Source organism: Roseiarcus sp. (assembly GCF_052145395.1).
In the GTDB taxonomy this organism is placed as follows: domain Bacteria; phylum Pseudomonadota; class Alphaproteobacteria; order Rhizobiales; family Beijerinckiaceae; genus Roseiarcus.
In genome coordinates, this window is record NZ_JBKQOT010000506.1 from 1 (window position 1) to 5876 (window position 5876).

The window sequence follows — 5876 nt, forward strand, 5'->3', positions numbered from 1 at the left end:
GCCGAGAGCAGCGGCGGCGGAGTTGCGATACTTGTTTCTATACATCAGGTTACCCCCCTTGATGCAGGTTGCTCCCCTTTTGACGCGAGAGAAACCTTGTGGCGCCGGGCTTCCAAAGGCCGCGCAATAAACCGCTAGCGTGTTTGAATTGCAGGTTGATGACGGATAACCAACAGAGGCGACGCGCTAATCTGCGCCACAATCGATACCTGTTGCGCTCCGCTCACGCAGTCCGGGCGCTTGACGCCGATGAGACACGTGGCCCGTCGGGCAAAATCCTGAACTGCTAGGCGCGAGGCGGGTAAGGGTTCCGAGGTAGAAGCGGCCCTCGACAATTCTGTCGCCACGGCCCAACAGTCGGACACCGGGGCGCCACGGCCAAGCTCATAGTTTGGAGATCGAGCGCGTCGACTCCCCTCGTCTTTTCGTTGAGACCTCAGCCATCTGGACGACGGCTTCGCGCCCGCAGTTGACGACTTCCGCCTCAGGCTTCGAGGACCTGAAGCCTTGAGTGCTTGCTGACCGGCGGCTTTCGATTGACCTGTTCGCCACGCAGCGCCGGAACGCTCGCTCCTTGCGCGCAAGGGCGGCCGGAGTCGACGCCCTTCTGCCGTACCGGAGCGAGCGGGAACGGCAAAGGCCCGATTAGTCACGTTCGCCGAGCCGTAAGCGATTGTCCGCTCTTTGCGTGCTGCCGCCGTTCCAGTCGGGCGCCAAAAGTCGTTGGGAAGCGTAAATTCACGTAACGTTGTTGGTTTTCTTCTTCGACGGCGAGCCATTCGCAGGAACGGAGACTCCCAAGAGCCGCTCCGCCGCTTCGAGCACTTTCGGATCGAGCGGACGCGGATCCAGCGGCACATTCTTGGAGAGACGATCGACCATGATGCGCAACGCGGCCAGCCTGCCGTACGGCTTGTCGTTGGCCGGGATCAGATGCCACGGCGCCTGGCGCGTCGAGGTCTTGTGCATCATGTCCTCGATCGCCTCCTCGTATTCCCGCCGATGGGCGCGATTGCGGAAATCCTCGTAGGAGAGCTTCCAGCGCTTGAGCGGATCGGTCAGCCGGCTGCGAAACCGGCGCAACTGTTCGTCAGGGGTGATGTGCAGGAACAGCTTTATCAGCCGCGTGTCGTCGGCGATCAGCATGCGCTCGAAGTCCTTGATCTCGTCGTAGGCCCTGCGCCATTCGGCCGGCGTGGCGAAGCCCTCGACGCGCTCGACCATGACGCGCCCGTACCAGGAGCGGTCGAAAACGACGATCTGGCCGTGCTGCGGCAGCCGCTCCCAAAAACGCTGGAGGTAATGCAGCGATTTCTCCCGCCCGGTCGGAGCGGAGATCGAGTGCACCTTGAAGCTGCGCGGATCGAGCGCCCATCCCAGGCGGCGAACAACGCCGCCCTTGCCTGCAGTATCCCAGCCCTCGAGCACGACGACGGCGCGCTGGGGCGTCCCGAGATAGGCCTGCTGAATGCGTTGAAGCGTTTCCTGAAGTTCCTCGAGACGGCGCTCGTAGTCGACGAAGTCGACCTTCGGAAAGCGCTGGATGTCGGAAAGCCTCGGACGTTTGGAAACAACAAAGTCGGCGGTCTTCATGAGCGGCGGAGCCTCCCCTCCCAAAAGAGCTCAAAATGATGACATCGGCGAAATCGCCAAGCGAAGTCGAGCGTCCGATACCGGGTCGACGCCCAGGCCCCCGTGCGCCGGCGGTCGCTGCGCCTCACGCGAGCCGCAGCGCGACCACGCCGCCGACAATCAGCAATGCCGCGCCAGCGCGCGCGCCGCGGAACGGTTCGCCGAGGAACGCGACGCCGATGATCGCGGCGAACACGACAGAGCATTCTCGCAACGCCGCGACCGCGCCAATGGGCGCCTGCGTCATCGCCCAGACGACGATCGCGTATCCGCCGAATGCGGCGAGGCCGGCAAAGGCGCTCCGCGGCGAATCGCGCACGAGTTCCGGGCCTGCGGCTTTGCCGCGCAGCGCCAGCACGACCGGGAGATAGAGCAACGCCGTCAATTCGTCCGACCAGGCGTTGTAGGCGAAGGCGTGCGCCGCGTCGGGTCCGGCGAGCCGGGCCCCCTCGCCGTCGATGACCGTATAGACTGCGATAATCACAGAGTTGAAGAGCGCGACGACGAGCGTCACACGGTCGATGCGCCCATGGGCGAGACCGGACAACCCCGTCGTCGCCACGCCGACAACGAGCGCCAGCACGCCGGCGAGCGCGACTGCATCCGGGAGTTCGCGCAGGGTCACGGCTGCGATGGCCGTCGCGACCAGCGGCGCCAGACCGCGCATCAGCGGATAGGCGACGGAGAGATCGGCGTTGCGATAGAGACGGCCGACGAGGAGAAAATAGACGACGTGGATGAGCGCCGAAGCGATCACATACGGCAGCGACGCCACGAACGGCGCCGGCGTGACCAGACTGACAAGCGCGGCGACGACGCCGGTCCACAGGGCGACGCGCGCCGAGCTCATGAACTTGTCGCCCGCGCTTTTCACCACCGAATTCCACAGGGCGTGCAGCAACGCCGCTGAGAGCACCGCCGCCCAAACGAAAGTCGTCACCTCATCGCCGTCCCGACCGTCGCAGAATTGTCATGGACGACGCTAACCAAAACAGGGCGGCCAAGCCAGCCGGAGCGTGGCGGCGTCTGACGGAGGGGCGGAGATAACCTGCGGCGCCTGTCCCGGCAGCCCTGAGACCTGTCGGCGGCGCTTTGAAGCGAGCTTGCCAAGGAGCGCCGTGCCGTTTGGCGGGCGCCGCAAGTCGGGCTACGGACGGGAGAAGGGCCGCGAGGCGCTCGACGCCCTCTGTTGCTACGCCGACAGACGGCGTCGACGTTGAGCGGTCAATTGCAGACTATCGAGGCGAGGTGTCATAGTCGGGCAAACTGCCGCTTCTGGCCCTTCTCGGGTCCCTCAGAGGTCTCAGACATGAAAGTCGCCTTGACCCCAATGGATTTCGCGCGGCGCGCGCGTCAGCTCTATGCTAAGCGCGAGGCTATAATCGATGGAGATTTGCGTTATACGTACGAGGAATTTCTCCTGCGCTGTGACCGCTGGTCAGCCTCCCTGCAAAAAATGGGAATCAAGGCAGGGGACCGGGTGGCCTATATCGCCCCGAATACCCATGCGCAGCTTGAGTCATTTTACGCCGTGCCGCAGATCGGCGCCGTGCTCGGCTCGTTCCCATCAATTACCGTCTAACCGCACAAGACTTCACCTACATCGTCAACCACAGCGGCGCCCGCGTCCTTTGCGTGCACAGCGACTATCTCGACACCGTCGAGGGCGTCCGAACGCAATTGTCTGAAGTCGAGCGATTTGTGGCGCTGGAGGGATCCAAGGACGGCTGGCTTGATTACGAGGGCTTGATCCAGGCGGAATCGACGGCCTTTGCGCCGGTTGAGATCGATGAGGACGATCTGATCACCATCAATTACACCAGCGGCACGACTGCACGCCCCAAAGGCGTCATGATCACGCACCGCAACGCCTACCTCAACCCCAGAAGATCGGTACTTGTGGACGCTGCCGATGTTTCATGCCAACGGATGGACCTTCGTTTGGGCTGTCACGGCGCGCGGCTCGAGCCATGTCTGCCTTCGCAAAGTTGATCCGACGATGATCTTCGAGCTGATCGGACGCGAGTCGATTACCGCCCTTTGCGCGGCGCCGACCGTGCTGATCGGTATTGCAAACGCGCCGGAGGACGCGCGCAAGCGCGCCGAGGGCAAGGTTGTGCGTCTGCTGACCGCCGGCGCGCCGCCCGCCGCCGTCACCATCGAACGCATCGAGCGGGGTCTGGGTTGGAATGTCACGCATATCTACGGGTTGACCGAGACTTCGCCTTTCATACTCATCTGTGAGGAGCTTCCGGAGCATCGGAAGCTTCCGCTCGCCGAGCGCGCGACAGTCAAGGCCCGCCAGGGCGTAGAGTTGGTGAGCTCGGGCGAAATCAGGGTGTCGGACAAGTCGGGTCGGGAGGTGCCCCACGACGGACAGACCCTCGGCGAAATCTGCGTTCGCGGGAACGTCGTGATGAAGGGCTATTTCCACGATGTCGCGGAAACCAACAAGGCGATTGTCGACGGCTGGTTCCATACCGGCGACGAGGCGGTCGTTCACCCCGATGGATATGTCGAGATCCGCGACAGGTTCAAGGATGTCATCATCAGCGGCGGGGAAAACATCTCATCCGTGGAAGTCGAGAGCGCATTGCTTCGCCACGCTGCGGTGCAGGAGGTCTCGGTCGTGGGCATGCCGCACCCGAAATGGGGAGAAGCGGCGCATGCGTTTGTCGTGCTCCGTCCCGGCAAAACCGCTACGGAAGCCGAACTCATCCAATTCGCGCGTGACCATCTTGCCCACTTCAAAGCGCCAAGTTGGGTTTCGTTCGTCGACGAACTGCCGAAGACCGCGACCGGTAAAATACAAAAATACTTGTTGCGTGGCCGCACGGCGGCAATTTCCACACAGTAGATTTCTGCCGCCGTTCGACCTATGCCGGCCCAGGCGTCGCCACGCCGCGAGGTGGCGCCAAAGCTTCGGTCAATCGTCCCGCATCCCCAGCCTCGCGCCCAATCCGTCGGAAGCGGTGTCACAGCACGTGCGAGCCTTCGCCGGCGCGCTTGGCTGCCTTTTGGAACTTCTTGATCACCCGGTCGCGCTTGAGCTTCGAGATGTGGTCGATGAACAAGACGCCGTCAAGGTGGTCGATCTCGTGCTGGAGCACGGTCGCGAGCAGCCCCTCGGCCAGCACCTCGCGCTCCTTGCCGTCGCGGTCGAGGGCGCGGACGCGAACGGAGGCGGGGCGCTCGACCTCGGCGTAATATTCGGGGATCGACAGGCAGCCCTCCTCGTAGGTCGAGCGCTCGTCCGTTCGCCAAAGGATCTCGGGGTTGACGAAGACCTGCGGCGCCGCGGGCTCCTCCTTCTTGGCGACGTCGACGACGAGCAGGCGGATCGGCTCGGCGATCTGGATCGCCGCGAGCCCGATGCCCGGCGCGTCGTGCATCGTCTCGATCATGTCGTCGATGAGCCTCGTCAGCGCCGCGTCGACACGCTCGATCGGCTTGCTGATCAGGCGGAGCTTGGGGTCGGGCAGGGTGATGATGTGACGAAGGGACATGAGGGCAAGGAACCGTTCGGGCGATTGTGGCGGCCCCCCTCCACCGCCCTCCGGGCGGTCCCCCTCCCCCATTCCGCTGACGCGCCATGGGGAAGGATATCCGCCCCTGCGAAGCGGGGGAGAGGGACCACGCGAAGCGTGGTGGTGGGGGAGGGGCCTCGTCATTGGCTTAAGGAGGACGATCGCCCTCTCACGGACAGTTAATCGGCTGGACGAATGCGGTCAAACGTGTTCTTGTTATGTTCGACCAAACTTCGCCGAATCGCCTGTGCCCAGCGCCAACGCCGCCATCGCCGTCCTCGACGGCATCCCGATCTCTCTGCCTGAGGCGCTCGCCGCCGCGCTGGCGGCGCTCGGCCTTCTCATGCTTTTCACCCTGATCGCGCTCGGACGCGCCTCCGCCGCGCGCCGGCGCGAGCGAGAGATCGCGGACGAGCGGCAGGAGGCGATAGAGGCGCGGTTTTCTGCGCTCGCGACCGCCAATGCAGAGCTTTTCGGGCGCCTCTCCGGCATGGGCGACTGGCTCGGGGCTGGAATCGAGAATCAGACGCGCCGGACCGGCGAGAACCTCGGCAAGCTCAACGAGCGGCTCGCGGTGATCGACGCTGCGCAAGCGCGGCTCACCGAAATGACGCGCGAGGTCGTGTCGCTGAAGGACATTTTGGCCAACAAGCAGGCGCGCGGCGCCTTCGGCCAGGGGCGGATGGAGGCGATCGTGCGCGACGGCCTGCCGGCGGG

The 5876-nt window shown here is 64.2% G+C and carries 5 protein-coding genes and 2 pseudogenes; 4 read left to right on the plus strand and 3 right to left on the minus strand.

Annotated elements, in window-relative coordinates; all coding sequences use genetic code 11:
- Positions 1–738: 738 nt before the first annotated feature.
- Positions 739–1593, minus strand: a complete 855-nt coding sequence (locus ACLP25_RS17365; RefSeq protein WP_442470427.1) for a polyphosphate kinase 2 family protein — start codon at positions 1591–1593, stop codon at positions 739–741.
- A gap of 124 nt (positions 1594–1717) precedes the next feature.
- Entirely contained in the window at positions 1718–2572 is an 855-nt protein-coding gene (locus tag ACLP25_RS17370; RefSeq protein ID WP_442470428.1) for an EamA family transporter, read from the minus strand.
- 369 nt (positions 2573–2941) lie between these two features.
- Here ACLP25_RS17370 and ACLP25_RS17375 point away from each other — a divergent pair, with 369 nt between their 5' ends.
- From ACLP25_RS17375 to ACLP25_RS17385, 3 genes and pseudogenes are all read left to right on the plus strand, one after another.
- Positions 2942–3214, plus strand: coding sequence for an AMP-binding protein (locus ACLP25_RS17375; RefSeq protein WP_442470429.1), 273 nt, complete (start codon positions 2942–2944; stop codon positions 3212–3214).
- A pseudogene (locus ACLP25_RS17380) lies at positions 3199–4003 on the plus strand (AMP-binding protein); the annotation flags it as partial. The gene ACLP25_RS17375 and the pseudogene ACLP25_RS17380, both read left to right, overlap by 16 nt.
- A gap of 45 nt (positions 4004–4048) precedes the next feature.
- Entirely contained in the window at positions 4049–4489 is a 441-nt protein-coding gene (locus ACLP25_RS17385) for an AMP-binding enzyme (RefSeq protein WP_442470431.1), read from the plus strand.
- 118 nt (positions 4490–4607) lie between these two features.
- On the opposite strand, the gene def is transcribed toward ACLP25_RS17385, so the two are convergent.
- Positions 4608–5138 carry a peptide deformylase gene (gene def / locus ACLP25_RS17390; protein WP_442470430.1) on the minus strand — a complete coding sequence of 177 codons (531 nt, stop codon included), beginning with the start codon at positions 5136–5138 and terminating at the stop codon, positions 4608–4610.
- Between the two features lie 268 nt (positions 5139–5406).
- Here def and ACLP25_RS17395 point away from each other — a divergent pair.
- A pseudogene (locus ACLP25_RS17395) lies at positions 5407–5876 on the plus strand (DNA recombination protein RmuC); the annotation flags it as partial.